20 protein-coding genes are annotated in these 25,462 nt (G+C 65.3%); 4 read left to right on the top strand and 16 right to left on the bottom strand.

What is annotated here, in order from left to right; genetic code table 11:
- Positions 1-659: 659 nt before the first annotated feature.
- The 7 genes from L6D89_RS25360 to L6D89_RS25390 form a co-directional block, all read right to left on the bottom strand.
- Positions 660-2,183 carry a malonate--CoA ligase gene (locus L6D89_RS25360; protein ID WP_236201530.1) on the bottom strand — a complete coding sequence of 508 codons (1,524 nt, stop codon included), beginning with the start codon at positions 2,181-2,183 and terminating at the stop codon, positions 660-662.
- Between the two features lie 9 nt (positions 2,184-2,192).
- On the bottom strand, positions 2,193-3,512 hold the full coding sequence (locus L6D89_RS25365; protein ID WP_236201531.1) for a malonyl-CoA decarboxylase: 1,320 nt from the start codon (positions 3,510-3,512) through the stop codon (positions 2,193-2,195).
- Between the two features lie 25 nt (positions 3,513-3,537).
- A complete protein-coding gene (locus tag L6D89_RS25370) occupies positions 3,538-4,998 on the bottom strand; it encodes an amidase (RefSeq protein WP_236201532.1) in 1,461 nt (486 codons plus the stop codon).
- 168 nt (positions 4,999-5,166) lie between these two features.
- Positions 5,167-6,162, bottom strand: coding sequence for an ABC transporter substrate-binding protein (locus L6D89_RS25375; protein ID WP_371914085.1), 996 nt, complete (start codon positions 6,160-6,162; stop codon positions 5,167-5,169).
- A gap of 60 nt (positions 6,163-6,222) precedes the next feature.
- The gene (locus L6D89_RS25380) at positions 6,223-7,029 is read right to left on the bottom strand and encodes an ABC transporter permease (RefSeq protein ID WP_024765757.1); all 807 of its coding nucleotides are present in this window, start codon (positions 7,027-7,029) and stop codon (positions 6,223-6,225) included.
- Positions 7,029-7,955 (bottom strand): ABC transporter permease, encoded by a 927-nt coding sequence (locus L6D89_RS25385; protein ID WP_236201533.1) that lies wholly within the window; start codon positions 7,953-7,955, stop codon positions 7,029-7,031. The genes L6D89_RS25380 and L6D89_RS25385 overlap by 1 nt, the downstream gene beginning before the upstream one ends.
- Before the next feature lie 12 nt (positions 7,956-7,967).
- Positions 7,968-9,086, bottom strand: a complete 1,119-nt coding sequence (locus L6D89_RS25390; protein ID WP_236201534.1) for an ABC transporter ATP-binding protein — start codon at positions 9,084-9,086, stop codon at positions 7,968-7,970.
- Between the two features lie 248 nt (positions 9,087-9,334).
- Between L6D89_RS25390 and L6D89_RS25395 the strand changes: the two genes are divergently transcribed.
- Positions 9,335-10,255, top strand: a complete 921-nt coding sequence (locus L6D89_RS25395) for a LysR substrate-binding domain-containing protein (protein ID WP_236172045.1) — start codon at positions 9,335-9,337, stop codon at positions 10,253-10,255.
- Positions 10,256-10,322: 67 nt separating this feature from the next.
- Here the strand turns inward: L6D89_RS25395 and L6D89_RS25400 are convergent, their stop codons facing one another.
- The 4 genes from L6D89_RS25400 to trxA form a co-directional block, all read right to left on the bottom strand.
- Positions 10,323-11,291 carry a CDP-6-deoxy-delta-3,4-glucoseen reductase gene (locus tag L6D89_RS25400; protein WP_236201535.1) on the bottom strand — a complete coding sequence of 323 codons (969 nt, stop codon included), beginning with the start codon at positions 11,289-11,291 and terminating at the stop codon, positions 10,323-10,325.
- Between the two features lie 120 nt (positions 11,292-11,411).
- Positions 11,412-12,878, bottom strand: a complete 1,467-nt coding sequence (gene ubiD, locus L6D89_RS25405; RefSeq protein WP_236201536.1) for a 4-hydroxy-3-polyprenylbenzoate decarboxylase — start codon at positions 12,876-12,878, stop codon at positions 11,412-11,414.
- A 221-nt stretch (positions 12,879-13,099) separates the two neighbouring features.
- Positions 13,100-14,362 (bottom strand): transcription termination factor Rho, encoded by a 1,263-nt coding sequence (gene rho / locus L6D89_RS25410; RefSeq protein ID WP_015475046.1) that lies wholly within the window; start codon positions 14,360-14,362, stop codon positions 13,100-13,102.
- Positions 14,363-14,599: 237 nt separating this feature from the next.
- On the bottom strand, positions 14,600-14,926 hold the full coding sequence (gene trxA / locus L6D89_RS25415; RefSeq protein ID WP_015475045.1) for a thioredoxin TrxA: 327 nt from the start codon (positions 14,924-14,926) through the stop codon (positions 14,600-14,602).
- A gap of 190 nt (positions 14,927-15,116) precedes the next feature.
- Here trxA and ppx point away from each other — a divergent pair, with 190 nt between their 5' ends.
- Positions 15,117-16,619: an exopolyphosphatase gene (ppx, locus tag L6D89_RS25420; RefSeq protein WP_236172051.1), complete on the top strand. Its 1,503-nt coding sequence runs from the start codon at positions 15,117-15,119 to the stop codon at positions 16,617-16,619.
- 188 nt (positions 16,620-16,807) lie between these two features.
- Here ppx and ppk1 read toward each other — a convergent pair whose 3' ends face one another.
- On the bottom strand, positions 16,808-19,012 hold the full coding sequence (gene ppk1, locus L6D89_RS25425; protein ID WP_236172052.1) for a polyphosphate kinase 1: 2,205 nt from the start codon (positions 19,010-19,012) through the stop codon (positions 16,808-16,810).
- A gap of 20 nt (positions 19,013-19,032) precedes the next feature.
- Positions 19,033-20,052, bottom strand: a complete 1,020-nt coding sequence (hemB, locus tag L6D89_RS25430) for a porphobilinogen synthase (protein WP_236201537.1) — start codon at positions 20,050-20,052, stop codon at positions 19,033-19,035.
- 233 nt (positions 20,053-20,285) lie between these two features.
- On the opposite strand from hemB, the gene L6D89_RS25435 reads away from it, so the two are divergent.
- Positions 20,286-20,846 (top strand): DedA family protein, encoded by a 561-nt coding sequence (locus L6D89_RS25435; protein WP_054910216.1) that lies wholly within the window; start codon positions 20,286-20,288, stop codon positions 20,844-20,846.
- A 13-nt stretch (positions 20,847-20,859) separates the two neighbouring features.
- Here L6D89_RS25435 and L6D89_RS25440 read toward each other — a convergent pair whose 3' ends face one another.
- Complete coding sequence (locus L6D89_RS25440) at positions 20,860-22,098, bottom strand: sterol desaturase family protein (RefSeq protein WP_236201538.1); 1,239 nt, start codon at positions 22,096-22,098, stop codon at positions 20,860-20,862.
- 127 nt (positions 22,099-22,225) lie between these two features.
- On the opposite strand from L6D89_RS25440, the gene elbB reads away from it, so the two are divergent.
- Positions 22,226-22,876 carry an isoprenoid biosynthesis glyoxalase ElbB gene (gene elbB, locus L6D89_RS25445; RefSeq protein ID WP_236172058.1) on the top strand — a complete coding sequence of 217 codons (651 nt, stop codon included), beginning with the start codon at positions 22,226-22,228 and terminating at the stop codon, positions 22,874-22,876.
- A 131-nt stretch (positions 22,877-23,007) separates the two neighbouring features.
- On the opposite strand, the gene L6D89_RS25450 is transcribed toward elbB, so the two are convergent.
- Positions 23,008-23,478, bottom strand: coding sequence for a YaiI/YqxD family protein (locus tag L6D89_RS25450; protein WP_236201539.1), 471 nt, complete (start codon positions 23,476-23,478; stop codon positions 23,008-23,010).
- 71 nt (positions 23,479-23,549) lie between these two features.
- Entirely contained in the window at positions 23,550-25,451 is a 1,902-nt protein-coding gene (locus L6D89_RS25455) for a cytochrome c/FTR1 family iron permease (protein WP_236172061.1), read from the bottom strand.
- Between the last annotated feature and the right edge of the window lie 11 nt (positions 25,452-25,462).

Raw genomic sequence — 25,462 nt, forward strand, 5'->3', positions numbered from 1 at the left:
TCAGCCGACCTTCGGGTGGGTGTGAGGCGGCGGTGCCAATTGTCGCGCAAACATCGGGCGGCCTCAGCGGCGGAAGGCGGTGCCAAGCATCGCGCAAGGCAGTGCCAAAAGCGGCGCGCGCTTACACTTTGGCTTTAAAGAGATTTCCAGAGAAACATCCACGCACTCCGAAGGGCCCCGTTCAGGAGGCCTCGTTGAAGCGCAGTTTCAGGGGTTGAGCGGCATGGATGCCGCGAGAGCCGCGATGGGCCAGGGATGGCCCTTCGTGGGGGGACGCCTAGTTCGGGCCCCTGAAACTGCGCTTCAACGAGGGCATTTTTCGCCCCAAGCGAAAAACCGGATGATTGGGGCAAGACCTTTGCCTACTTTGGGTGGGGCGGCCATCCGTCGTTTGCCAAAGTAGGTCGCCCGAGGGGGCGAAACAGGGAGCCAGCGCGCACTCCGGCGCGACGCGGGAAACAAAGGCGCGAGGCAGACACATCGCGGACGGAGTCCGCTCCTACGAAAGCAAAAGCCCCGCATCAGCGGGGCTTTTTCATTTCGGTATAGGCCTGGAGGCGCCCGGGTTCGCGAGCAAGCTCGCTCCTACGAAGAGCGCGTCACGGCTGGGAGTACCTGTAGGAGCGAGCTTGCTCGCGAACAGCCCCCACTCCATGCCCTCATGAATACAGCGCCTTGAACTGCTCACGCAGCACGTTCTTCTGCACCTTGCCCATCACGTTGCGCGGCAGCGCATCGACCACCATCACCCGCTTGGGCTGCTTGAAGCGCGCCAGCTTGCCGTCCAGCGCGGCGAGCACCTGGGCCTCGCTCGGCGCCTGCCCTTGGCTGGCCACCAGCACGGCGGTAACGCCCTCGCCGAAGTCCGGGTGCGGCACGCCGATCACCGCCGACTCGACCACGCCAGGCAGGGTGTCGAGGATCTCCTCCAGCTCCTTCGGGTACACGTTGAAGCCGCCGCTGATGATCATGTCCTTGTTGCGGCCGACGATCTGCACGTAGCCCTTGTCGTCGATGAAGCCGATATCGCCGGTCATGAAGTAGCCGTCCGCACGCAGTTCCTCGGCGGTCTTCTCCGGCATGCGCCAGTAGCCCTGGAACACGTTCGGCCCACGCACCTCGATCATCCCCGGCTGGCCCTGTGGCAGCGGGGTTGGCGCGGACTGCGAAGGATCGGTGATGCGCAGCTCAACGCCCGGCAGCGGGAAGCCGACGGTGCCGGCAATGCGCTCGCCATCCAGCGGATTGGAGGTGTTCATCCCGGTCTCGGTCATGCCGTAACGCTCGAGGATGGCCATGCCGGTACGCTCGGAAAACGCCTTGTGGGTCTCGGCGGTGAGCGGCGCGGAGCCGGAGATGAACAGGCGCATGTGCGCCACCGCCTCGCGGGTCAGGCCGGGTTGGTCGAGCAGGCGGGTGTAGAAGGTCGGCACGCCCATCAGCAGGTTCACCTGGGGCAGCAGACGGAGCATCTGCGCGGCATCGAACTTGCCGAGGAAAAGCATCGAGCCGCCGGCCATCAGCAGGCTGTTGCAGGCCACGAACAGGCCGTGGATATGGAAGATCGGCAGCGCGTGGAGCAGCCAGTCGTCGCCAGTGATCTGCCAGGCATCCACCAGTGCGCGAGCGTTGGAGACGAGGTTGCCGTGGCTGATCATCGCCCCCTTGGAACGCCCGGTGGTGCCGGAGGTATAGAGGATCGCGGCGAGGTCGCTGGAGGCGCGCGGCACGTCGACGAAGCGCCCCGGCTTGCCATGCACGGCGTCCATCAGCGAGCCGTCGACCTGGTCGCCCAGGGTCGCCACACGAGCCACACCGCTGGCTTCGGCCAGTTCGCGGGCCTGGGCTTCGAAGGCCGGCGCGCAGACGAATAGCGAAGGCTCGGCGTCGTCGAGGAAGTAGCGCAGCTCGTCACCGGTGTAGCCGCTGTTGAGCGGCAGGTAGACCGCGCCGACGCGCAGCACGGCGAGGTAGAGCATCACCGTCTCGGGGCTCTTGTCGACCTGCACGGCGACGCGATCGCCCGGCTGCACGCCGAGCTCCACCAGCGCATGGGCGAACTGCGAGGTACTGCGCAGCATGTCCGCATAGCTGTAGCCGCCGCCCAGGGGCGTGCGGATGAAGGGCTTGGACAGGTCGCTGGGCAGGTGTTTGCCGACTTCGGCGAAAAGACTCTGGTTCATGGTGAGGTCCTAGCGTTTTGTTTTCGCCGTCAGGGTCGCGAGCTTGCGCACCTCGGGTGAGGCTGCGACCGCGCCCTGGTTGGCGTAGGCTTCGTGGTTCTTTTCGATCTGGCGCAGTTCATAGCGGTAATTGACCATCAGCCCGGCCGCCTGGCGCAGGCCGCTGGCGGAAAGGTCGCCACGCCAGTTCAGGCGCTCCAGGCGGGCGCCGTTGCCAAGGTGGAAACGCGCCACCGGGTCGAGCGGCAGGCCGGTGCCATTCCTGGCGTGCAGGAAGTACTCGGCGGCCAGCGCCAGCAGCGGCTGCTCGGTGCGCGGCGGGGGCGGCGTGTCGGGCTTGAGCGCCTTGAGCAGATCGGCTGCGGCCGCGCCCAGTTGCGGGTCGTCGCCCAGCCCGTCGAGCCAGCGACGGAAGCCGGGTACCGGCGACAGGGTGACGTACTGGCGCAGGCCGGGAATCTCCCGCGCCAGCTCTTCCACCACCTGCTTGATCAGGAAGTTGCCGAAGGAAATGCCGCGCAGGCCGTCCTGGCAGTTGCTGATGGAATAGAACACCGCCGTATCGGGTTCTTCTGCCGGCTCAACGTCCGTCGCCGGCGCGAGGATGTCTGCGATCGCGCCGGGCATGGAACGGGTCAGCGCCACCTCGACGAAGATCAGCGGCTCGTCGGCCAGCGCCGGGTGGAAGAAGGCAAAGCAGCGGCGGTCGGCCGGTTGCAGGCGGCTGCGCAGGTCATCCCAGTCCTTGATGGCGTGGACGGCCTCGTACTTGATGATCTTTTCCAGGATCGACGCCGGCGTCGACCATTCGATGCGCCGCAGCACCAGGAAGCCACGGTTGAACCAGGACGCCAGCAGGTGCTGCAGGTCATGGTCCACCGCCGCCAGCTCGGGCTTACCCTTGAGTTCGCCGAGCAAGCGACGGCGCATGGCGATCAGCTCGGCAGTGCCGCCGGGTGCCTGGTTGAGGCGGCGGAACAGTTCCTGGCGCGGCGGTTCGCTGGCCTCGAACAGCTTCGTGGTGTTGGCCGACGAAGGATCGTCGAGATAGCGCTGGCAAGCAGCGACCAGCACATCATGGGGCGGTGCGAAGTCCATGAGCAGCGTGTCGAAGAAAGCCTTCTGCTGCTCCTCCGGACAGTCGCGGTAGGCGCACAGCACCTGCCGCGCCAGCGCCACGCCGGAAGCCTCGCCGTGGCCGGAGATCAGTTTGCGGCAGGCCTGCGCCAGCGCCTGGGCATTGCCCGGCGCCGGTTCGCGCGACTCCAGCAATTGCCGGCCGCGCTCGCTGATGCTCTGCAGCAGTTCCTGGAAGAAGCTGATATTCATGCGTCCCCCTCAGCTTGTGGATAAATCAGTCGTCCTTCAGCATCGGCGGCGGGCAGCGCTGGTACCAGCGCGAAGCCTGCTCGTAGGCGTGGGCCAGTTGCAGCACGGCCATGTCGGCCTGGTGCTTGCCGATGATCTGGATGCCCATGGGCAGGCCCTGTTCATTGAAGCCTACCGGCACGTTGGCCACCGGGCATCCGGACAGGGTGGCCGGGATCACCACTTCCATCCAGCGGTGGTAGGTGTCCATGGCCTTGCCGGCGACTTCCTTCGGCCAGTCCCAGTTCTTGTCGAACGGGAATACCTGCGCGCTGGGCAGCAACAGGTAGTCGTAGCGCTCGAACAGCTGGCTGATGGCGCGGTACCAGTCGCTGCGCGCGGCGGACGCGCGGAACACGTCCATGGCGGAGAGCTTCAGGCCGTTCTCCACTTCCCAGATCGCCTCGGGCTTGAGCAGCTCGCGCTTGGCCGGATCGCTGTAGGCCGCGCCGAGAGAGCCGGCGACCATCCAGTGGCGCAGGGTGCGCCAGGTGTCCCAGAGGCGCTCGGCGGAGAAGCCCATGGCGGTGTCTTCGATGTGGCAGCCAATGGCTTCGAAGTCGGCGAAGGATTTGCGGCACAGCTCCAGCACACCGCGCTCCATCGGCAGGTGGCCGCCCAGATCGCCCAGCCAGCCCAGGCGCGCGCCCTTGAAGTCGCGCTCCAGCCTGCCGGCGAACTGCTCGCCACTCTCGGCAATCGACAGCGGCGCGCGGGCATCGCCGCCGGCCTGTACCGACAGCAGCAGCGCCACATCACGCACGCTGCGACCCATCGGGCCTTCATAGCCGAGCTGGTCGATGAACAGGTCGGCGCTGTCGTCGAAGGGCACGCGGCCCTGGGACGGACGGAAGCCGACGATGTTGTTGAACGCCGCCGGGTTGCGCAGCGAGCCCATCATGTCGCTGCCGTCGGCCACCGGGACCATCTGCAGCGCCAGCGCGGCCGCCGCGCCACCGCTACTGCCGCCAGCAGTGCGTTCGGGCGCGTAGGCGCAGCCGGTGGCGCCGAAGATCGGGTTGTAACTGTGGGAGCCGAGGCCGAATTCGGGGGTGTTGGTCTTGCCGATCAGCACGGCGCCGGCCGCGCGGATGCGCTCGACCATGATGCCGTCGCGCTCGGGCAGGTAGTCGCGGAACAGCGGCGAGCCAAGGGTGGTGCGGATGCCCTGGGTCAGCGACAGGTCCTTCACCGCATGGGGCAGGCCATGCATCCAGCCACGGTATTCGCCGCGCGCCAGCTCGGCGTCGCGCTGGTCGGCCGCGGCGAGCAGCTGCTCTTCGGGCTGCAGGCTGATAATGGCGTTGACCGCCGGGTTGTAGCGCTCGATCTGCGCCAGGTGCGCCTGCATGACTTCGCGGCAGGACACCTGGCGCAGGCGGATGCGCTGGGCCAGTTCATGGGCCTGGAGCTGGACGAGTTCGTTGTTGTGCTTGTACTGGCTCATGGAGCGCGGCCTTCTTTCATCGGGAGCTTCCGGCAGATGGGAAGCCTATGTCGGGTTCAGCAACCCCGCTGGCAGGCGAGGCTTGTTGCGTTCTTCAGGCCGAGCGATGCCGCTGCGCCGAGCTGGCGCACGCGTGCATCGCTGTGCCGTGTTCCCGTCTGGCGGGGATCAGCGCATCAGGTTGGTCCAGATGCGGTCGGCCAGGCGGATCGCGCCTTCGCCGCAGGTCTTGCTGAACACCACCTTGGTGCCCTCGGGGATGTGCAGTTCCGGCGCATCCTTGAGGCTGGCATCGAGGAAGGGTTCCACGCCCTTGATCGGGCTCTGGTGCTTGAGGAAGTTCTGGGTCATCGCCGAGTTTTCCGGCTGGCTGAGGAAGGCGATGAACTTCTTCGCGTTCTCCGGGTGCTTGGCGCCCGCCGGGATCACCAGGTTGTCCACCCAGGCCATCACGCCCTCTTTCGGGTAGAGGTATTTCAGGCTGGACTTCATTTCACGCGCACGCATCGACGAGCCGCCCCAGAACATCGACATGTCGACCTCGCCCGAGGCCAGGTTCTCGCGGATCGAGCCGGCCTTGGAGCTGTAGGTCTTGACGAAGGGCTTCTGGGTCTTCAACAGGGTCAGCACCTGCTGCATCTGCTTGGGGTCCTCGCTGCACAGCGGGATGCCCAGGTAGAGGCTGGCGGTGTCGATCACCTCACTGGCCGAGTCGAACATGTTGATCTTGCCCTGCAGCTCCTTCGGCGGGGTGAACAGCACCGAGTAACTGTCGGCCGGGCCGCTGTATTTCGCGCTGTCCAGCACCACGCTGGTGGTGCCCCAGATGAAGGGCACGGCGTAGGCGCCTTCCGGGTCCCAGGCGGGCTTCTTCAGGTTGTCCTCGACGTTGGCGTAGTATGGCTGGCCGGCCGGGTCGAAGCGCTCCAGCAGCTTCTCCTGGATCAGGATCGGCACGAACTGGTGCGAGGGAATGGCCACGTCATAGCCGGTGCCGCCCTGCTTGAGCTTGGCCAGCAGGGTCTCGTTGGAGTCATAGGAATCCACGGTGACCTTGATGCCGGTTTCCTTCTCGAACTTCTCCAGGATCTGCGGGGTGAAATAACCACTCCAGCTCACCACGTTGAGTTGCTCGGCGGCGTGCACGTTTGCCACCAGGCCCATGGCCAGCGAGGCACCTACAGCAGCGATCAGTTTGCTCATCTTCTACTCCGGTATATGGGCTCAGGCTTTCTTCTTGCCAAGCAGGAAGGACAGGGTTACGAACAGCACGGAAACGCCGAGGATCAGGGTCGATACCGCGTTCACATCGGGCGTCACGCCCATGCGCAGCAAACCGAAGATGAAGATCGGCAAGGTGGTGGTACCGGCCTGGGAGACCATCATCGAGATCACGAAGTTATCCAGCGAGACGATGAAGGCGAGCATCACCCCGGAGAAGATCCCCGGCATCAGCAGCGGCAGGGTGACCTTGCGGAAGGTCCGCCAGGGCCCGGCGTAGAGGTCGGCGGCAGCCTGCTCCAGGGACAGGTCCATGTCGTTCAGGCGCGCGCGGATCGGCAGGTAGGCGAACGGGATGCAGAACACCGTGTGGGCGATGATCAGGTTGCCGTAGCCCAGCGACAGGCCGAGGGTGGAGAACAGCGCCAGGGTGGCCACGCCGACGACGATCTCGGGCAGCACCAATGGCAGCATGATCGCTCCCATGGACAGGCGCAGGCCCTTGAACTTGGCCCCGCGCGAGGTGCCCAGCGCGGCCAGGGTGGCGATCGCCGTGGCGATCACGCTGGCGCACACGGCGATCAGCAGGCTGTTGCCGGCGGCCTGGCGCAGCGCCTGGTTGGCGAAGGCAGCGCGGTACCAGTCGAGGCTGAAGCCGGTCCACACGGTGGCGGACTGGTTGGCGTTGAACGACAGCACCACCAGCACCACGATGGGCGCGTAGAGGTACAGGTAGAACAGGAAACTCAGGACGCCGAAGCCACGGAAATCCTGCACGCCCAGACGGCGCTTGGTCAGCAGCGAAAGCATCATTCACCTCCCCGGGCGATGCGCAGGCGCTCGGCGCGCATCGCGTAGAACATCAGCACCAGCATCACCGCGCCCATCAACACCAGCGACAGCGCCGCACCGAAGGGCCAGTTCCGCGAGTCGCTGAACTGCCGGAAGATCAGGTTGCCGAGCATCATCTTGGTGCCGCCGCCGAGCAGCTCGGGGGCGATCATCGCGCCCAGGCACGGCACGAAGGTGAGGATGGCGCCGGCGAGAATCCCCGGCCGGGCGATCGGCAGCACCACCTTGCGCAGGGTGCGGATACGCCCGGCGTAGAGGTCCTGGGCCGCTTCGAGCAGGCGCATGTCCATCTTCTCGAGGGTCGCGTAGATCGGCAGCACGACGAAGGGCGCGTAGGTGTAGACCAGGCCCAGCAGCACGGCGCCGTCGGTGTAGAGCAGGTTCAGCGGCTGGTGGATGATGCCGAGGCTCATCAGCGTGCCGTTGACCACCCCGGTGCCGCGCAGCAGCAGGATCCAGGCGTAGGTGCGGATCAGCAGGTTGGCCCAGAACGGCACGGTGATCAGGAAGATCAGCAGGCCGCGACGATGCGCCGGCTGCATGGCCAGCCAGACCGCCACCGGGAAGCCCACCAGCAGGGTGATCGCGGTGGTCGCCGCGGCGATGCCGATGGAGCGCAACGCGATCATCACGTAGGAGTCGGCGAAGGCCAGGCTGTCGTCGAGCTGGCGCTCGAACAGCAGCGAGACGTAGGCATCGACGCTGAAGTGCGGGTTCACCCCGCCGTAGGGGTTGGCCTGCATCAGCGAGTAACCGATGACGATGAAGATCGGCACGATCAGGAACAGCCCGATGGAGACCAGCGCGGGCGACACACCGAGGAAGCTGCGCAGCGCCTGACGCCGCTCCAGCGCATTGCCGGAGGTTGTGGAAAACCGGTTCATGCTCACCTCCGCTCAGTCCACCAGGACGCTGGCGCTGCCTTTCTCGAACAGCAGGCCGGCACGCTGCCCGGCCACCAGACGCTGGCGCTGGCCGGCGCTGTTGGGCGCGCGGACAGTCAGCTTGCTGCCGTCCTGAAGCTCGACCTGATACTGCAGGTCGGTGCCCAGGTAGATCTGCTGGACGACGGTGCAGGGCGCGGCGGACGACGTGTCCTCGGCCACCAGTTGCAGGCGCTCGGGGCGGATCGACAGGGTGACTTCGGCGCCGATCTTCAGGCCCTCGCGAGAGCCGGCCTCGATCAGTTGCTCACCGCCGATGCGGTAGTGCGCGCGGTCGCCGTCGAAGTTCTCGACGCGGGCCGGCAGGAAGTTGGTCTCGCCGATGAAGTCGGCGACAAAGCGGTTGCGCGGATGCTCGTAGATGTCGTCCGGGCGGCCGACCTGCTGCACCTCGCCCTCGGAGAGCACGGCGATGCGGTCGGACATGGTCAGCGCTTCTTCCTGGTCGTGGGTGACGAAGATGAAGGTGATGCCGGTCTTGGCCTGAATCGCCTTGAGCTCTTCACGCATGGCCTGGCGCAGCTTGAGGTCGAGCGCGGAGAGCGGCTCGTCGAGCAGCAGCACCTTCGGATGCGGCGCCAGCGCACGGGCCAGGGCGACGCGCTGTTGCTGGCCGCCGGAAAGCTGGGTCGGCTTGCGCTGGGCGAAGCGTTCCATCTGCACCAGGGCGAGCATCTCGCGGACGCGCTCGGCGACCTGCGCCTTGCTCATGCGCTGGCCCATCGGGTGGGATTCCAGGCCGAAGGCCAGGTTCTCGGCGATGGTCATGTGCGGGAACAGCGCGTAGTGCTGGAACACCGTGTTGACCGGGCGCTCGAACGGCGGGCGGTCGGCGATGTTCTCGCCGTACAGCTGGATTTCCCCGGCGGTGGGAAATTCGAAGCCGGCGATCATCCGCAGCAGAGTGGTCTTGCCGCAGCCGGAAGGGCCGAGCAGGGTGAAGAATTCGTTGTCGCGGATGTCCAGGTCGACGCATTTGAGCGCGACGGGACCGCTGGCCGGGTCGCCGTAGACCTTGCGCACGGAGCGGATCGAAACCGCCGCCGTCTGCAGGCTGTGCAGGGCATTCATGGTGAAACCTCCGCATCCTTCCCGTCCGCCGCACGCTGGCGTTCGGGGGATCTTGTAGTTGTTCTGGCAGGGCTGGAGTAGACGCTGGATGCAGCGCTGGCCGTGGGTTCGGCTCGATATTGTGGTGATGCTGCTGGAGCGGATATTCGAAGAAAGGTGGTTGAGCGAAAAGCTCAATTTTCTTACATTCGATATTAAATAATTTAACAGCTGAAATTTAACAGCTCAGCCCGCCTTCGAGGTCAGCCATGTCCATCCAGCGTCTTCCGCCGCTCAATGCCGTCCGCGCCTTCGAGGCCGCCGCACGCCTGGGCAGCTACGTCGCCGCCTCGAAAGACCTGCATGTGACGCAGCCGGCCATCGGCCGGCACGTCAAGCTGCTGGAGGACTGGCTGGGCGTGCAGCTGTTCGAGCGTACGCCGCGCGGGGTCAGCCTGACGCCTGCCGGGCAGCGCTACTACGCGAAGATATCCACAGCCCTGCAGCAGATCGCCGACGCCGGCCACGAACTGGCACCGGGCGGCACCGCGCGCTGGCTGAAGATCATGGTGGTGCCGGCCTTCGCCAAGCGCTGGCTGATGCCGCGCCTGGAAACCCTGCGCCAGCAGCGCCCCGGCCTGAAGGTGGCGGTTGAACCCAACCCGACTTTCAGTGAAGTGGACGGTAAAAGCGCCGATCTGGGCATAGTCTACGGGCTTCCCGGCATCTATCCGCAGTGCCACAGCACCCTGGTGCGGCCGCTGGTTTTCCCGGTGTGTTCGCCCGCCTACCTCGAAGAGCACGGGCCATTGACCAGCGTGCACGACCTGGCGCGGCACAAGCTGATCCACGTCGACGACGGCGAGTGGTGGAACCTCTGGCTGTCCACCATCGGCCTCGACCTGCGGGTGAACTCCGACGTGCTCTACGTCAGCAACGACCACGCGCTGTCCATGGCCGAGGCCGGCCACGGTATCGCCCTGGCGAACCTGGTGCTGGTGAAGCACCAGCTGGCCGCTGGCACGCTGGTGCGGCCATTGCCCGAGGAGGTACCGCTGGAGAGCTATCAGCTGCTGCTGCCCACCGGCGCGGTAAGCGCCGACGTGGCCTGGTTCGAGGACTGGATTCGCGCGGCGCTGCAGGAGGAGTTCTCGCCACATGCCAACCACGAGACTGAGTCGACTGAATAGCTAGGCGGAGTGCCGAAGACAGTGCGACTAGCACGGCGAGGCGCTCCAACGACGCTAAGCAGTTGAATCAGCCTCGTGGGGCGTAGGCGAAGACATCCGCGCGCATTTGATGCGGGTCCATCCCCGCCGCCACCAGCGCATCCAGGGTGCCATAGACCATCGCCGGCGAGCCGCTGGCATAGACGCGCAAGCCGGACAGCTCGGCGAAATCCTCGCACACCGCCTCATGCAGCAGGCCGCAGCGCCCCTGCCAGCCGCACAGATCGCTGACGATCTTGTGCAGGTGCAGGTTGGGCACGCCCTGCCACTCGTCCCAGTGCGCCAGCTCGTAGAAATCCTCCGGACGACGCACGCCCCAGTACAGGTGCACCGGGTGGGCGAAGCCAGTGGCGCGACAGAACTCGATCAGGCTGTGCATCTGCGCCATGCCGGTGCCGGCGGCGATCAGCACCAGCGGGCCGTCCGGCAGGTCGGCCAGGTGCGCGTCGCCGAAGGGCATCTGTATGCGGGCGAAACGGTCGCGCTGGAGTTGCGCCAACAGGTCGATGGCGCTGTTCTCACGGGCCAGGATGTGCAGTTCCAGGTCACGCCCTTCCTGCGGCGCGGAGGCGAGGGAGAAGGCCGCCGGGTCGCTGCCTTCGCGCTCGATCAACACGTACTGCCCGGCGTGGTAGCGCGGCGGCTTGCCGGCTGGAGCACGCAGACGCACGCGCCAGACGTCACCACCGACCGGCTCGCAGAGCGTCAGTTGGCAGGACAACGCACGCACTGGCAGCTCGCCGGGGGCCAGCACGCCGTCCCAGTGCAGCACACAGTCTTCCAGCGGTTCGGCCAGGCAGGTGAAGAGCTCGCCGTGGTCGCGCACCTCGCCATCCTGGCGCACACGGCCTTCCACCAGCAGCGCCGCGCAGATATGGCAGTTGCCGTTGCGGCAGCTCTGCGGGCACTCGTAGCCCAGGCGCCGCGCACCGTCGAGGATACGTTCCCCGGGGCGCAGCTCGAGCTGGGCGCCGGAGGGTTGCAAGGTCACTTTCAAGCGTCGTTCTCGTTCTTTTAGTTGTAGGAGCGAGCTTGCTCGCGAACGATTCCCGCAGCGGAGAAAGGTTCGCGAGCAAGGACTAGGCGTCCCCCTCGGTCCTACAGGCGGGCGGCCACATCAATCGATGCCCAGGCTCGCCCAGATTTCATCGACCCGACGCGTTACCGCCGGGTCCTTCTCGATCACCCGACCCCACTCGCGGCTGGTCTCGCCCGGCCACTTGTGGGTGGCGTCCAGGCCCATCTTCGAGCCGAGGCCGGAGATCGGCGAGGCGAAGTCCAGGTAGTCGATCGGCGTGTTATCGATCATCACCGTGTCGCGCTTGGGGTCCATGCGCGTGGTGATGGCCCAGATCACGTCGTTCCAGTCGCGGGCATTGATGTCGTCATCGGTGACGATAACGAACTTGGTGTACATGAACTGTCGCAGGAACGACCAGACGCCGAGCATCACGCGCTTGGCGTGGCCGGGGTACTGCTTCTTCATGGTCACCACCGCCATGCGGTAGGAGCAGCCTTCGGGCGGCAGGTAGAAGTCGGTGATCTCGGGGAACTGCTTCTGCAGGATCGGCACGAAGACTTCGTTCAGCGCCACGCCGAGGATCGCCGGCTCATCCGGCGGGCGGCCGGTGTAGGTGCTGTGGTAGATCGGTTTCTGCCGGCGGGTGATGCGCTCGACGGTGAACACCGGGAAGCGGTCCACCTCGTTGTAGTAGCCGGTGTGGTCGCCATACGGGCCTTCATCGGCCATCTCGCCGGGGTGAATCACCCCTTCGAGAACGATTTCGGCACTGGCCGGCACCTGCAGGTCATTGCCGATGCACTTGACCAGCTCGGTCTTGTGCCCGCGCAGGAGGCCGGCGAAGGCGTATTCGGAGAGATTGTCTGGCACCGGGGTCACGGCGCCGAGGATGGTCGCCGGGTCCGCGCCGAGGGCCACGGCCACCGGATAAGGCTGGCCGGGATGCTTCTGGCACCACTCGCGGAAGTCCAGAGCGCCGCCACGGTGGCTGAGCCAGCGCATGATGACCTTGTTGCGGCCAATCACCTGCTGGCGGTAGATGCCCAGGTTCTGCCGCTCCTTGTTCGGCCCGCGGGTGACCGTCAGGCCCCAGGTGATCAGCGGCGCGACGTCGCCGGGCCAGCAGGTCTGCACCGGCAGCTTCGACAGGTCAACGTCGTCGCCCTCCTCGATCACTTCCTGGCACGGCGCGTCCTTGAGGACCTTGGGCGCCATGTTGATGACCTTCTTGAAGATCGGCAGCTTGGACCAGGCGTCCCTCAGCCCCTTGGGCGGCTCCGGCTCCTTGAGGAAGGCCAGCAGCTTGCCGATTTCGCGCAGCTCGGAGACGTCCTCGGCACCCATGCCCAGGGCCACGCGCTCGGGCGTGCCGAACAGGTTGCCGAGCACGGGCATGTCGTAGCCGGTGGGCTTTTCGAACAGCAGGGCCGGGCCCTTGGCGCGCAGGGTGCGGTCGCACACCTCGGTCATTTCCAGCACCGGGGATACCGGCGCCTGGATGCGCTTGAGCTGTCCGCGCTGCTCCAGGGCAGCGATGAACTCGCGCAGGTCGCGATACTGCATGAGGGTCTCGATGGCGGCAGGATGATGCGACAGTCTACCGCCTATCAGCGCCCGGCAGAAACACGAAGGCCGGGTTTCCCCGGCCTTGTGGCACTACTGATGCGCGTAGAGTCGCTGACAAATCTGAGCGAAGCGGTTCTGGCTAGACGCCTGGCCTCAGACAGTACTTCGCGTACGGCAGAGGCCAGGCAACGAAGCCAGAACAGATTTGCCGGCGACTCTTACTTGCTGCGCTTCATCGAGTCGAAGAACTCGTCGTTGGTCTTGGTCTGGCGCAGCTTGTCCAGCAGGAACTCGACCGCGGCGATCTCGTCCATCGGGTGCAGGATCTTGCGCAGGATCCACATGCGCTGCAGCTCTTCCTCACCGGTGAGCAGCTCTTCGCGACGGGTACCCGAACGGTTGATGTTGATCGCGGGGAACACGCGTTTTTCCGAGATGCGACGGTCGAGGATCAGCTCCGAGTTACCGGTGCCCTTGAATTCCTCGTAGATCACTTCGTCCATCTTCGAGCCGGTTTCGATCAGCGCGGTGGCGAGGATGGTCAGCGAACCGCCTTCCTCGATGTTGCGCGCGGCGCCGAAGAAGCGCTTGGGCTTCTCCAGGGCGTGGGCATCGACACCACCGGTGAGCACCTTGCCGGAGCTGGGGATCACGGTGTTGTAGGCACGGGCCAGACGGGTGATGGAGTCGAGCAGGATGATCACGTCCTTCTTGTGCTCGACCAGGCGCTTGGCCTTCTCGATCACCATCTCGGCAACCTGCACGTGGCGGGTCGGCGGCTCGTCGAAGGTGGAAGCGACCACTTCGCCGCGCACGGTGCGCTGCATCTCGGTCACTTCTTCCGGGCGCTCGTCGATCAGCAGGACGATCAGGTGGCACTCGGGGTTGTTGCGGGTGATGTTCGAGGCAATGTTCTGCAGCATGATGGTCTTGCCCGCTTTCGGCGGGGCGACGATCAGGCCGCGCTGGCCCTTGCCGATCGGCGAGCAGAGGTCGATCACACGGCCGGTGAGGTCCTCGGTGGAGCCGTTGCCGGCTTCCATGGTCAGGCGCTTGGTCGGGAACAGCGGCGTCAGGTTCTCGAAGAGAATCTTGTTCTTCGCGTTCTCCGGACGATCGAAGTTGATCGAGTCGACTTTCAGCAGGGCGAAGTAACGCTCGCCTTCCTTCGGCGGACGAATCTTGCCGATGATGGTGTCGCCCGTGCGCAGGTTGAAGCGCCGGATCTGGCTGGGCGAGACGTAGATGTCGTCAGGGCCGGCCAGGTACGAGGAATCGGCGGAGCGCAGGAAGCCGAAGCCATCCTGGAGAATCTCCAGCACGCCGTCACCGGAGATTTCCTCGCCGCTTTTCGCGTGCTTCTTCAGCAGCGCGAAGATGATGTCCTGCTTGCGCGAACGGGCCATGTTTTCCAGGCCCATGGCATCGGACATTTCCAGCAATTCGGCAATCGGCTTTTGCTTGAGTTCGGTCAGATTCATAGAAGGGACGTAAATACGCTGAAAGGGGAAAAGGGAACAAGCGTGATGCTTGAAGAGCCGCGCCGTAGATGACGGACAGGATCGCTTGGAATTCGAATGGGAAGTGCGTCGGCGACGGCTTGCAGGGGACAACGAAAAACTCGTTGTGGCCCGAATTTAACACCCGAGTTTCAGAGCGTCTAGGGGCAGAAAGAAAAAAGCCCCGCAAATCTGCGGGGCTTTTCGGACTTCATCGACTCAGATGTTGCTGTCGAGGAAGGCAGCCAGCTGCGACTTGGACAGTGCGCCGACCTTGGTAGCTTCGACGTTGCCGCCCTTGAACAGCATCAGGGTCGGAATGCCGCGCACGCCATACTTCGGCGGGGTGTCCTGGTTCTCGTCGATATTCAGCTTGCAGACTTTCAGCTTGCCCTGATAGTCCTTGGCGATCTCGTCGAGTACCGGGGCGATCATCTTGCACGGACCGCACCATTCGGCCCAGTAGTCGACCAGCACGGGACCGTCGGACTTCAGTACGTCCTGCTCGAAGCTGGCATCGGTAACATTGACGATATGTTCGCTCATGTATTCTCTCCGTCAATCGGATGCGAAAAAGTGTCCGCCATCATATCCCGCCTCGGCCCACACCGAAAGGCGCAGCCGATTGAGTGTATCTATCGCTGCCGCGGTGACTTCTGATCGGTGACAACCCCTTCATTGGCACTACCTGCCTAAAATGGCAGGATGTCTTCCGTATTTACCCGGACCTCTCCCTATGCCCCATACCCCTGCCAAGACCTTCCCGATGATCGCAGCCATTGACCTTGGCTCGAACAGTTTCCACATGGTTTTGGCGAAGGCCGATCACGGCGAGATCCGCATCCTCGAGCGATTGGGCGAGAAGGTCCAGCTGGCGGCGGGCATCGGCGAAGACCGCATGCTCACCGAAGAGGCGATGCAGCGCGGCTACGACTGCCTGAAGCAATTCGCCCAGTTCATCAACGGCATGCCGCCGGGTTCGGTTCGCGTGGTGGGCACCAACGCCCTGCGCGAAGCGCGTAACCGCGGCGAGTTCATCCGCGTCGCCGACCAGATTCTCGGCCACCCGGTGGAAGTCATCTCCGGCCGCGAAGAAGCGCGCCTGATCTACCTGGGCGTCTCCCACACGCTGCCGGACAATCCGGGCAAGCGCCTGGTGGTCGATATCGGCGGCGGCAGCACCGAGTTCATCATCGGCCAGCAGTTCGAATCGCAGCTGCGTGAGAGCCTGCAGATGGGCTGCGTGAGCTTCACCCAGCGCTACTTCAAGGACGGCAAGATCACCCCGGCACGCTACGCCCAGGCCTACACCTCGGCGCGCCTGGAGCTGATGAGCATCGAGAACAGCCTGCGCCGCCTGGGCTGGGACGAGGCGGTCGGCGCCTCGGGCACCATCCGCGCGATCTGCCTGGCAATCCAGGCCGGTGGTCATGGCAACGGCGAGATCAACCCCGATGGCCTGGCCTGGCTCAAGCGCAAGATGTTCAAGCTGGGCGAGGTCGAGAAGCTCGACATCGACGGCATCAAGCCGGACCGCCGGCCGATCTTCCCGGCCGGCATGGCGATCCTCGAGGCACTGTTCGACGCCCTCGAACTGACCCGCATGACCCACTCCGAGGGCGCCCTGCGCGAAGGCGTGCTCTACGACCTGCTGGGCCGCCACCACCACGAGGACGTCCGCGAGCGCACTATCGGCGCGCTCATGGAGCGCTACCACGTCGACCCGGAACAGGCCGCGCGCGTCGAAGCCAAGGCACTGGAGTCGCTGGATCAGGTCGCCAAGGCCTGGGAACTGACCGACGAAGGCCACCGCGAACTGCTGATGTGGGCCGCGCGGGTGCACGAACTGGGCCTGGACATCGCCCACTATCACTACCACAAGCACGGCGCCTACCTGCTGGAGCACTCGGACCTGGCCGGCTTCTCGCGCCTGGACCAACTGACCCTGGCACTGCTGGTGCGTGGCCACCGCCGCAACATCCCGGTGGACAAGTTCAACGAACTGGGCGATGAGGGCGACAAGCTGATCCGCCTGTGCGTCGTGCTGCGCTTCGCCATCCTCTTCCACCACATCCGTGGCACCCAGGAAATGCCGGCGGTCGCCCTGAAGGCTTCCGGCAAATCGCTGGACGTGCGCTTCCCGGACGGCTGGCTGGCGGCCAACCCGTTGACCCAGGCGGACTTCGAGCAGGAAGCGGAATGGCTCAAGCGCGTGGGTTATTCGCTCAGCGTGAGCTGATCGCACCCGCAAAAGACAACGGCCCCGGCGCGCAAACGCCGGGGCCTTTTGATTTCCAGCCCACGCCAGTGCTTTCACACCGCGTAGGAGCGGACTCCGTCCGCGATCGCCCACTGCCGGCAGCACAATGTCCGGACGCGCAAAAAAAAAGCCCTGCCGAGGCAGGGCTTTCGATGTCGCCAGCCGGATCAGCGTACGTTGATCACCGGCGTGCACAGGCGTTCCAGCAGGGTCGCCTGGGCGTTGCGTGGGTTCTGGTTGCCGCTGGGGCTCTGGCGCACGTAGCTGCCATCGGACTGCAGCACCCAGGCCTGGGTGTTGTCGGTCAGGTACGACTCCAGCTCCTTCTTGACGCGCAGCACGAGCTTCTTGCCTTCCACCGGGAAGCAGGTCTCCACGCGCATGTCGAGGTTGCGCTCCATCCAGTCGGCGCTGGAGAGATAGAGCTTCTCCTCGCCGCCGTTGAGGAAGTAGTAGATTCGGCTGTGCTCGAGGAAGCGGCCGATGATCGAGCGCACCTGGATGTTGTGCGACACGCCCGGCACGCCCGGACGCAGGCAGCACATGCCCCGCACTACCAGGTCGATCTTCACGCCGGCCTGGCTGGCCTTGTACAGCGCGCGGATGACCTTGGCGTCGGTCAGCGAGTTGACCTTGGCCATGATGTGCGCCGGCTTGCCCTCGGCGGCCTGGGCAGCCTCGCGGTTGATCATCTCCAGCAGGTTCTTCTTCAGGGTGAAGGGCGCGTGCAGGAGCTTCTTCATGCGCAGGGTCTTGCCCATGCCGATCAGTTGGTTGAACAGCTTGTGCAGGTCCTCGCAGAGCGCCACGTCGGCGGTCAGCAGGCTGTAGTCGGTGTACAGGCGGGCGTTGCCGGCGTGGTAGTTGCCGGTGCCCAGGTGCGCGTAACGGCGCAGCTCGCCGTCCTCGCGGCGGAGGATCAGCATCATCTTGGCGTGGGTCTTGAAGCCGACCACACCGTAGATCACCACTGCGCCGGCCTGCTGCAGGCGGCTGGCCAGCTGCAGGTTGGATTCCTCGTCGAAGCGCGCCCGCAGTTCGATCACCACGGTGACTTCCTTGCCGTTGCGCGCGGCTTCCACCAGCGCGTCGACGATCTCGGAGTTGGCGCCGGAGCGGTACAGCGTCTGCTTGATCGCCAGCACGCTGGGGTCCTTGGCGGCCTGGCGGAGCAGGTCGACCACCGGGGTGAAGGATTCGAACGGGTGCATCAGCAACACGTCGAGCTTGCCCAGGACGTTGAACAGGTTTTCCTTCTTCTGCAGCAGCTTGGGGATCGTCGGGGTGAACGGCGGCGACTGCAATTCCGGATGGCTGGCCAGGCCGGTGACGCTGAACAGGCGGGTCAGGTTGACCGGTCCGCTGACGCGGTACAGCTCGGTCTCGGACAGGCCGAACTGCTTGAGCAGGTAATTGGACAGGGGCACCGGGCAGGTATCCACCACCTCCAGGCGCACGGCGTCGCCGTAGCGCCGCGAGAACAGCTCGCCACGCAGCGCGCGCGCCAGGTCTTCGACGTCCTCGGCGTCCACCGAGAGGTCGGCGTTACGGGTCAGACGGAACTGGTAGCAGCCTTTCACCTTCATGCCGTGGAACAGGTCATCGGCGTGGGCGTGGATCATCGACGAGAGGAACACGTAGTTGTCGCCGGGGCCGGCAACTTCCTCCGGCAGGCGGATGATCCGCGGCAGCGAGCGCGGTGCCGGAATGATCGCCAGACCGGAGTCGCGACCGAAGGCGTCCAGGCCTTCGAGCTCGACCATGAAGTTCAGGCTCTTGTTCACCAGCAACGGGAACGGGTGCGTCGGGTCGAGGCCGATTGGGGTGACGATGGGCGCAATCTCGTCGCGGAAGAAGCGACGGACCCAGGCCTTGATCTTCGGCGTCCAGTAGCGACGGCGGATGAAGCGGATGTCGTGCTTGGCCAGTTCCGGCAACAGGATGTCGTTGAGGATGCTGTACTGGCGGGCAACCTGCTCGTGCACCTGCTCGCTGATGCGCGCCAGCGCCTGGTGCGGCAGCAGGCCATCGGCGCCGGCCTGTTCGCGGGCGAAGGTGATCTGCTTCTTCAGGCCGGCGACGCGAATCTCGAAGAATTCGTCGAGGTTGCTGGAGAAGATCAGCAGGAACTTCAGGCGCTCCAGCAGCGGATAGGACTCATCCAGCGCCTGCTCGAGCACGCGGATGTTGAACTGCAGCTGCGAGAGCTCGCGATGAATGTAGAGGGCACTGTCGTCGACGTTGATCGCCGGCACCGCAGGTTCGACAGGCGGTGGCGTCGTCTCGACGGCCTCCGCCACGACGACTTCGGTGATTTCAGCAGTGGTGTCAGCTTCGATAACTTCGGTTTCGCTAATGCCTTCGGTATTCATCGCTCGTCTCATCGACGGGGTCAGCCCCCGCTTTTCATTTTCAATTGTTGTGCCGCGCGCTTGGCGAAGTAGGTCAGGATGCCATCTGCGCCCGCGCGTTTGAAGGCCAGCAGCGATTCGAGGATCACCGCTTCGCTGAGCCAGCCATTGTTGATCGCGGCCATGTGCATCGCGTACTCGCCGCTGACCTGGTAGACAAAGGTCGGGGCGCGGAATTCGTCCTTGGCCCGGCGCACGATGTCGAGATAGGGCATGCCCGGCTTGACCATGATCATGTCGGCGCCTTCGGCAAGGTCAGCGTAGATCTCGTGCAGCGCTTCGTCGCTGTTGGCCGGGTCCATCTGGTAGGTGGCCTTGTTGCCCTTGCCCAGGTTGGCGGCGGAGCCGACAGCGTCGCGGAACGGGCCGTAGTAGGCGCTGGCGTACTTGGCCGAGTAGGCCATGATGCGGGTGTTGATGTGGCCGGTGGACTCCAGGGCCTCGCGGATCGCACCGATGCGGCCGTCCATCATGTCCGAGGGAGCCACGACCTGGGCGCCGGCTTCGGCGTGGGAAAGCGCCTGCTTGACCAGCACATCCACGGAAATATCGTTCAGCACGTAGCCATCTTCGTCGAGGATGCCGTCCTGGCCATGGCTGGTGAACGGATCCAGCGCCACGTCGGTGATGATGCCCAGCTCCGGGAAGCGCTCGCGCAGGGCGCGGGTGGCGCGCTGGGCAATGCCGTCGGGGTTGAAGGCTTCGGCGCCATCGAGGGATTTCTTCTCCAGCGGGGTCACCGGGAACAGCGCCAGCGCCGGGATGCCCAGCTCCACCAGTTCCTCGGCTTCCTTGAGCAGCAGGTCGATGGACATGCGCTCCACACCCGGCATCGAGGGCACCGCTTCACGCTGGTTCTTGCCGTCGAGGACGAACACCGGAAGGATCAGGTCGTTGGCGGTCAGGACGTTTTCGCGCACCAGGCGGCGGGAAAATTCGTCACGACGGTTGCGACGCAGTCGGGTGAAGGGGAAGGCGCGATCGGCGGGGATGAAGCTCACGGCGTACTCCAGGGCCTGATGCAGCAGGCACAGTCTGACAGTTATAGCCCTGAATTATGACCGATTGGTAACAACCGGTAACAGTGACCCTTGGTCGCGGCATCCTGCCGCAGCGGCAACCCGCCGCTCTGCACCGGTACAGACTTGTTCCAGGTCAGTTGCGCAGACCGAGGTGCCTTCCCTGCGGGCGACAACCGGGTTAGGCTTCGCGTTCATTTCGCTGCGTTGCCTCGATAATGCTCCAACAATTCCTGCAGGATTTCGGCTACTTCGCGCTGTTTCTCGGCACGTTCTTCGAGGGTGAGACCATTCTGGTCCTGGCCGGCTTCCTGGCATTCCGCGGCTACATGCAGCTGGAGTACGTCATCGCGGTGGCGTTCTTCGGCAGTTATGCGGGCGACCAGCTCTGGTATTTCCTCGGTCGTCGCCATGGCCGCAAGCTGCTGGCGCGCAAGCCACGCTGGCAGAAGATGGGCGACAAGGCGCTGGAGCACGTGCGCAAGCATCCCGACCTGTGGGTGCTGAGCTTCCGCTTCGTCTACGGCCTGCGCACCGTGATGCCGGTGGCCATCGGCCTGTCCGGCTACCCGCCGGCGCGCTACCTGCTGCTCAACGGTATCGGCGCCATCGTCTGGGCCACGGTGCTGGGCAGCGCCGCCTTCTACTTCGGCAGCGTGCTCGAAGGTGTACTGGGCAATATCAAGAAGTACGAACTCATGGTCCTTGGCGGTCTCGTGGTGATCGGCTTGCTGTTCTGGCTGCGCCGCCGCTACAAGGCCAGCAAGTCCGAGTAATCACGCCGACTGATCAGGCCGCCTGTGGCAGGCGCTCCGCGCGCCGCAGGCCCAGCAGGCCGATCAGACTGAGCAGTGAATAGACCGCCAGCGCCCAGGGCGCCCACTGCGGCAGCTCAATCCCTCCCCAGAGTGCCAGCGCCGCGACCGCCGGCACGTTCAGCGCCAAGCGCGCCAGCTCCAGGCGCAGCGCCCACGCGCGGTTCTCCAGCCAGCAACCGATGGCGTAGAGCCCGAAGGCCATCCAGCTCCAGCCGATCACCAGCGGCAGTACTTGCCAGCCCTCCCCCACGCCCAGCAACCAGGTGCCGACCACCACGTAGGTGGCGAACTGCAGGCCGGCATACCACTGCCGACCACGGCTGAGCGGCACCTCGAACTTGCGGAAGGACGCCAGGTCCGGCTTGCTCATGGGATAGCGCTGGGCGACGTCCTCGGGGCGCCAGCCGGTGCGCATGAACCAGATGCGCAGCTTGTCCCACAGGCTGCCGGCGCGCCGCGCATCGTGCCACAGGTGTGCGTAGACCTGCAGGTTCGCCCACAGCGGGTTCCAGCTGGCCAGCGGCACGGTCACGCCGAACACCACCGGCTCCTCGTCCAGTTCCTCCTGGAAGGTGCCGAACAGGCGATCCCAGACAATGAACACGCCACCGTAGTTGCGATCCATATAGACAGGGTTCTGCGCATGATGCACGCGGTGGTTGGAGGGGGTGATGAAGACCCACTCGAACCAGCCGAGCTTGGGAATGTGCCGGGTATGCACCCAGAACTGGTACAGCAGGTTCAGCGCACCGACGGTGAGGAACACCAGCGGCGGCACGCCGGCAAGGGCCATCGGCAGGTAGAAGATCCAGCCGAAGATGAATCCGGTGCTGGTCTGCCGCAGCGCGGTGGAGAGGTTGTAGTCCTCGCTCTGGTGGTGCACCGAATGCGCGGCCCAGAGCACGTTGCGCTCGTGGCCCAGGCGATGGTTCCAGTAGTAGCAGAAGTCGTAGAAGACGAAGGCGAACGCCCAGACCCAGAGGCTTTTGGTCGACAGCTCGAACAGCGCGAGGTGCTGCCAGGCGACGGTATAGGTCACCAGCGCCAGCCCCTTGGTCAGCAAGCCACTGGTGGTCGACAGGACACCCGCACTGAGGCTGTTCAACGCATCGCTCAGGCGATAGGTGCGCAGGCCGCGCCAGCGGTCGGCGAGCAGTTCGATCGCAATCAGCAGGAAAAAGAAAGGCACGGCGAAGAGGATGTAGTTCATGGCGCGACCGAATCGTTATGCTTATGAGGAAGGATCCTAGTCCCTTGCCCGCGGCCAGCCACGGCCGCCGGCGACAGCCCGGGCGGCATATCGCGACAGCCCCGGCCCCCTCGAACAGGAGCAGTCCATGAAGAAAGTTGCGGTTATCCTTTCCGGTTGCGGCGTTTACGACGGTGCGGAAATCCATGAAAGCGTGATCACCCTGCTACGCCTCTCCCAGCGCGGCGCCAAGGTGCAGTGCTTCGCCCCGGACATCGCCCAGCACCACGTGCTGAACCACCTCACCGGCGAGGAGATGGCCGAGAGCCGCAACGTGCTGGTCGAGTCCGCCCGCATCGCCCGCGGCGATGTGAAGGACGTGCGCGAAGCCAAGGTCGAAGACTTCGACGCCCTGATCGTGCCTGGCGGCTTCGGCGCGGCGAAGAATCTCAGTGACTTCGCCTTCAAGGGCGACCAGTGCGAGGTGCAAGCGGACGTACTGGCCTTGGCCAAGGCCTTTGCCGCGGCGAAGAAGCCTGTCGGCCTGATCTGCATTGCCCCGGCCATGGCCGCACGGATCTACGGTGACGGCGTGGAGTGCACCATCGGCACCGACGCAGGCACCGCCCAGGCGCTCACCAGCATGGGCGCCAAGCACATCGATTGCGCCGTGGAAGACATAGTCGAGGACAAGGACCACAAGCTGGTCACCACCCCGGCCTACATGCTCGCGCAGTCCATTGCCGAAGCCGCCAGCGGCATCAACAAGGCGGTCGACCGAGTGCTGGAGCTAGCCTGAAGCCGTAGGAGCGGACTCTGTCCGCGATGGTTTCCGGCGCGCTGCGAACCTATCGCGGACGGAGTCCGCTCCTACGCCCGTTCCACCATCGGTGAATATGAAAACGCCCGGCAATGCCGGGCGTTTTCGTTTCAGGGCTTGCGGCTTTCCGCCTCGCGCATCAGCCGCGTCAGCAGCCGGTCCAGGCTGTTGGCGAAGGCCTGGCGGTCCTTGTCGCCATAGGGCGCCTGCCCGCCGCCGACCTGACACTGCTCGCGCAGGTCGGTGAACAGGTTGCGCACGGCCAGGCGCTCGCCCATGTTCTTCTCGTCGAACTCGCGGCCGCGCGGGTCCAGCGCATCGACGCCCTTCTTCACCAGGCGGTCGGCGAGCGGCACGTCACTGCAGATCACCAGGTCGCCCGGCTCGGCCTGCTCCACCAGGTAGTCATCGGCGGCGTCCATCCCGCTGGGGACGACAATCAGGCTGACGCAGGCAAACGGCGGCTTGGCCACGGGCTGGCCGGCGACCATCACCACGTCCAGCTTGCGCTTGAGGGCAAACTTCGCCACCAGGTCCTTGGCTGCGCGCGGGCAGGCGTCGGCATCGATCCAGATACGCATCGGAAAACCATTCTCCAGAAAGCACGACGGCCAGTATCGCACTGGCCGTCGTGTATCGCTCAGCTATCGCCTCAGGACGAAGCCACCTCGGCCGCCTTGCGGCGCTCGGAGAAGTAGCTGCGTCCGTAAAGCACCGCCACTGCCAGCAGCGCCACGGCCTGGGCCGACAGCGAGTAGGCATCGGCCTTGATGCCGAGCCAGTCGAAGTCGAAGAAGGGCACCGGGCGGGTGCCGATCACGCCGGCTTCCTGCAGGGCGACCACGCCGTGGCCAGCGAAGACCACCGACAGGGCGCAGAGCAACGCGGCGTTGACGGTGAAGAACAGCTTCAGCGGCAGCTTCGCCGAACCCCGCAGGATCACGAAGGCGATGCCGATCAGGATCACCACGGCGGTGCCCGCACCGGCGATCACCGCGTTGTGGCCGGCCGGGCCGGCCTGCAGCCAGAGGGTCTCGTAGAACAGGATGACCTCGAACAGCTCGCGGTAGACCGAGAAGAACGCCAGCACGGCGAAGCCGAAGCGTCCGCCGCCACCCACCAGGCTGCTGCGGATGTAGTCCTGCCAGGCGGCGGCATGGCGGCGGTCGTGCATCCACACGCCGAGCCAGAGCACCATCACGCAGGCGAACAGCGAGGTGAAGCCTTCCATCAGCTCGCGCTGGGCGCCGCCGATGTCGATGACGTAGGCCGCGACCGCCCAGGTGGCGAAGCCGGCGACGAAGGCCAGGCCCCAGCCGATGTGCACCCCGCGCACGGCCTTCTCCTGCCCGGTGTTGCGCAGGAAGGCGAGGATGGCGGCGAGTACCAGGATCGCTTCCACGCCTTCGCGCAGGAGGATCAGCAGGGCCGAGACAAAGCTGATGGAGAAGCTCAGCGAGTCGCCGCTCAGAGCCTTGGCAGCGTCCGCCAGCTTGGCCTTGGCCAGTTCCAGCTGTTGCGCCACCTCGGCTTCGGGCAGGCCGTCACGCAGTGCCTGACGGTAAGCCATCAGTTGCTTCTCGGTGGCCTTGCGCAGATCGGCGTCGACGTTGTCCAGCGAGCTTTCCACCAGCTCGAAGCCTTCCAGGTAGGCCGCCACGGACAGGTCGTAGGCCTGGTCGTGGTCGCCGGAGCGATACACGGCGAAGCTCTTGTCCAGGGTCACGGTGGTGTAGTCGATCTGCTGCGCCGGACCACGGTGCTCCAGCGGCGGGTGGGCGCGCAGGGCACGGAAGCTTTCGGCAGCGGCTTCGCCATCGCGCTCGGCGACATCCGCCGGGGTCTGGGTCGAGAGGGTCGCCAGCGGGTAGGCATGGGCCGGGTCGGCCTTGGCCTGGGCGGCGCTCAGACCGGCGATATACGCCGCCAGGTCCCAGCGCTGACGCTCATCGAGCTGGTCGGCAAAGGCCGGCATGTCGGTGCCGGAAATACCCAGGCCGATAACGTTGCGCAGGTCGTAAAGGCTCAGTTGGTCGAGACGCGCGCGGTCGGTCAGGTTGGCCGGCGGCGGCTCCAGGCCGATACCCGCCGGGCCGTCGCCCTTGCCGGCATCACCGTGGCAGATCGAGCACTGCTGGGTGTAGATCTCGGCGGCGCGGGTCGGGTCCGGGGTGATCGAGGGAGTCTGCACCACCTGGTAGATATCGGCGACGCGCGCCTCCAGGTGACGAGCCTGCTGGGCGACCTGCTTGCCTGGATGACGCTGCTCGATGGCCTGCTTGAGGCTGGCAGCGTCCTTTTCCAGGTCGGCAAGTTCAGGGCGGGCCGGCAGCGTGAGGATCAGAGCCTGCAGATTGCCGACGAACTCCAGTTGCTCCTTGTATTCGCTCTCGTCGACAACCTTGCCGTCGGTGACGGTGGCCGGGTAGTCGGCAGCGAGATAGCTGAGCAGGTGAAGAGCTTGGGAGGGGTCGACGGCCGTGTCGGCTTGAGCTCCAAGGCTGAAGAGACCGACCAGCGGTAACAGCCAGACGAAAAGTTTGGAGGGGCGCATACGGGAAGGCA

The sequence above is a fragment of the Pseudomonas pseudonitroreducens genome (assembly GCF_021603645.1).
Taxonomy (GTDB): Bacteria; Pseudomonadota; Gammaproteobacteria; order Pseudomonadales; family Pseudomonadaceae; genus Pseudomonas; species Pseudomonas pseudonitroreducens.

Excerpts from the sequence above, each read along its gene's own strand:
- L6D89_RS25380 (WP_024765757.1), bottom strand. The coding sequence starts at position 7,029 with ATGCTTTCGCTGCTGACCAAGCGCCGTCTGGGCGTGCAGGATTTCCGT.
- L6D89_RS25375 (WP_371914085.1), bottom strand. The coding sequence starts at position 6,162 with ATGGGCCTGGTGGCAAACGTGCACGCCGCCGAGCAACTCAACGTGGTG.
- L6D89_RS25455 (WP_236172061.1), bottom strand. The coding sequence starts at position 25,451 with ATGCGCCCCTCCAAACTTTTCGTCTGGCTGTTACCGCTGGTCGGTCTC.
- L6D89_RS25365 (WP_236201531.1), bottom strand. The coding sequence starts at position 3,512 with ATGAATATCAGCTTCTTCCAGGAACTGCTGCAGAGCATCAGCGAGCGC.
- L6D89_RS25360 (WP_236201530.1), bottom strand. The coding sequence starts at position 2,183 with ATGAACCAGAGTCTTTTCGCCGAAGTCGGCAAACACCTGCCCAGCGAC.
- elbB (WP_236172058.1), top strand. The coding sequence starts at position 22,226 with ATGAAGAAAGTTGCGGTTATCCTTTCCGGTTGCGGCGTTTACGACGGT.
- L6D89_RS25390 (WP_236201534.1), bottom strand. The coding sequence starts at position 9,086 with ATGAATGCCCTGCACAGCCTGCAGACGGCGGCGGTTTCGATCCGCTCC.
- ubiD (WP_236201536.1), bottom strand. The coding sequence starts at position 12,878 with ATGCAGTATCGCGACCTGCGCGAGTTCATCGCTGCCCTGGAGCAGCGC.
- L6D89_RS25450 (WP_236201539.1), bottom strand. The coding sequence starts at position 23,478 with ATGCGTATCTGGATCGATGCCGACGCCTGCCCGCGCGCAGCCAAGGAC.
- L6D89_RS25385 (WP_236201533.1), bottom strand. The coding sequence starts at position 7,955 with ATGAACCGGTTTTCCACAACCTCCGGCAATGCGCTGGAGCGGCGTCAG.
- ppk1 (WP_236172052.1), bottom strand. The coding sequence starts at position 19,012 with ATGAATACCGAAGGCATTAGCGAAACCGAAGTTATCGAAGCTGACACC.
- L6D89_RS25440 (WP_236201538.1), bottom strand. The coding sequence starts at position 22,098 with ATGAACTACATCCTCTTCGCCGTGCCTTTCTTTTTCCTGCTGATTGCG.
- L6D89_RS25370 (WP_236201532.1), bottom strand. The coding sequence starts at position 4,998 with ATGAGCCAGTACAAGCACAACAACGAACTCGTCCAGCTCCAGGCCCAT.
- trxA (WP_015475045.1), bottom strand. The coding sequence starts at position 14,926 with ATGAGCGAACATATCGTCAATGTTACCGATGCCAGCTTCGAGCAGGAC.
- rho (WP_015475046.1), bottom strand. The coding sequence starts at position 14,362 with ATGAATCTGACCGAACTCAAGCAAAAGCCGATTGCCGAATTGCTGGAA.
- L6D89_RS25395 (WP_236172045.1), top strand. The coding sequence starts at position 9,335 with ATGTCCATCCAGCGTCTTCCGCCGCTCAATGCCGTCCGCGCCTTCGAG.
- ppx (WP_236172051.1), top strand. The coding sequence starts at position 15,117 with ATGCCCCATACCCCTGCCAAGACCTTCCCGATGATCGCAGCCATTGAC.